This is a genomic window from Desulfobacterales bacterium, assembly GCA_029211065.1.
Classification (GTDB): Bacteria; Desulfobacterota; Desulfobacteria; order Desulfobacterales; family JARGFK01; genus JARGFK01.
Genome location: JARGFK010000242.1, coordinates 1 through 1956 on the forward strand (window position 1 = coordinate 1; position 1956 = coordinate 1956).

1 protein-coding gene is annotated in these 1956 nt (G+C 53.0%); it reads left to right on the forward strand.

The window, feature by feature from the left end; genetic code table 11:
- Window positions 1-344: 344 nt before the first annotated feature.
- Window positions 345-1685, forward strand: coding sequence for an FAD-dependent oxidoreductase (locus P1P89_23240; GenBank protein MDF1594440.1), 1341 nt, complete (start codon window positions 345-347; stop codon window positions 1683-1685).
- Window positions 1686-1956: the final 271 nt, after the last annotated feature.

The following is a 1956-nucleotide window of genomic DNA, read 5'->3' on the forward strand; positions in this document are numbered from 1 at the left end:
AGTCCGGTACGGGGGAGTGTTGTCTTGAAAAAAGATGAAAAAAGACCTTGACTTTTTTCTGGTGCTCTTGCCATTGTTCTGGCTCAGGCCAGATACGATTTCTGTGCAGATTGAGAACGATATGCCACACCACTTAAAATCAGTGGAACAACAAGATCCTGATAACTGGTTGGGGTTTCGGAGCATATATTTTGCCAATATCATAAAAACGCCCGGCGTTGCAATATGTAACAGAGAATATGTAAAGGCGACGCTTACTGTTACTTGACAAAATAGACCATGTCCCCTAATAAAAATTACGGTTATGCATTCAAAAACGCTTTTACTGATTAAAGGAGCAACACATGAATTTTGTGATTATCGGCGGCGATGCCGCCGGCATGAGCGCGGCCAGCCGGGCCAAGCGCAACAATCCCAATATGACCGTTACGGTTCTGGAAAAAACCCAGGACGTCTCTTATAGCGCCTGCGGCATGCCTTATAACATTGCCGACCCCGAACGCCCCATCGAGGATCTTGTGGTCAGGACCGCTGATGTGTTTCGAAAAAAACAGGGAATCAACCTCCTGACCGGGCATGAAGTTCAAAAGATCGATCCGGAAAGCAAAATCGTTTCCGGGACTACCCGGAAGGGGAATAAATTTAGTCTCCCTTATGACAAGCTTCTCATGGCCACCGGCGCTGCTCCAATCGTACCGGAACTTGCCGGAATCGACCTGCCGGGCGTCATGGCCCTTAAAAGCCTGGCAGACGGCCGCAGGTTCAAGGAATATCTGGCCGCAAACAAGGTTAAAAACGTCGTCATTCTGGGCATGGGATATATCGGGCTTGAAATGGCCGAGGCACTCCATGCCAGGAATATAGACGTCGCCATGGTGAAATCCCGCCCGCAGTTTCTGCCATGGATGGAGGCCACCCTGGCCCAGGGGATTAGGGAAGAGCTTGAAAAAAAAGGCGTCGCCCTTTATCCGGGCTGCAGCGTTGAAAAAATTGAAGCCTCTGATAATCGCCTGAAGGTTGTCTGTCCGGATCTTTCATTGGAATGCGATATGGTTCTCTTGGCCGTGGGCATCACCCCCAACAGCAGCCTGGCTGCCCGGGCCGCCCTGGAACTGGGTCCCCAAAATTCAGTGGCCGTAAACCGGACACTCCAAACTTCGGATAAATATATTTTTGCCGCCGGCGACTGTGCCGATGCGCTTCATGTGGTAACCGGAAAAAAAGCCTGGATTCCCCTGGCCTTGCGGGCCAACCGGGCCGGCTGGGCGGCTGCCGACAATGTCTGCGGCGAAACCATCGAACTTGAAGGGATTGCCGGAACCGCCGTATTCAAAGTGTTCGACCTTCAGGCGGCCCGCACCGGTCTGACGGTGGAAGAAGCAAAAAATTTTGGTTTTATCCCTGAAGACGTCACCATCACTGCACGCTCCAGGGCTCATGCCCACCCGGGATCGTCGGCGATTCATGTGCACATGGTCGGGGACAAAGCATCCGGCCGGCTCCTGGGCGTTCAAATGGTCGGTCGCGAAGGGGTCGCCCACCGCATCAACGCGCCGGCGGTGGCCCTTCACAGCCAAATGACCGTAGCGGCCTTCAGCCAGTGCGACCTGGCCTACGCCCCGCCCTTCGGCCCCACCTGGGACCCGATGCTCACAGCCGCCAATCAACTGGTGAAAAAGCTTTAAGTGCCGCCGCTTTGGCATCCATCGCTTTTTAATAAACCGGAGGTAAGAAATGTCCGCTCAGCATTTTTATGATGAAATGCGCGCTAAAGCAAATTCACTATGGGTCTGCCTGATATCGATAAACAGCGTCTGTACCGGCTTTACCTGTCCAGCGCGTGGTTCGAGCACTTGTTTTTTGAAATGTAAGCGTCCTGTTAACCGCTCTTATAGTGAAGGGATGCCGGCGGCTTCTCGATCAATATTGCCGGGCAGCAGCCGGCCGTAGTCTTTT

What these genes read in the sequence shown, in the direction of transcription:
- P1P89_23240 (MDF1594440.1), top strand. Translation starts at nt 345, where the DNA reads ATGAATTTTGTGATTATCGGCGGCGATGCCGCCGGCATGAGCGCGGCC.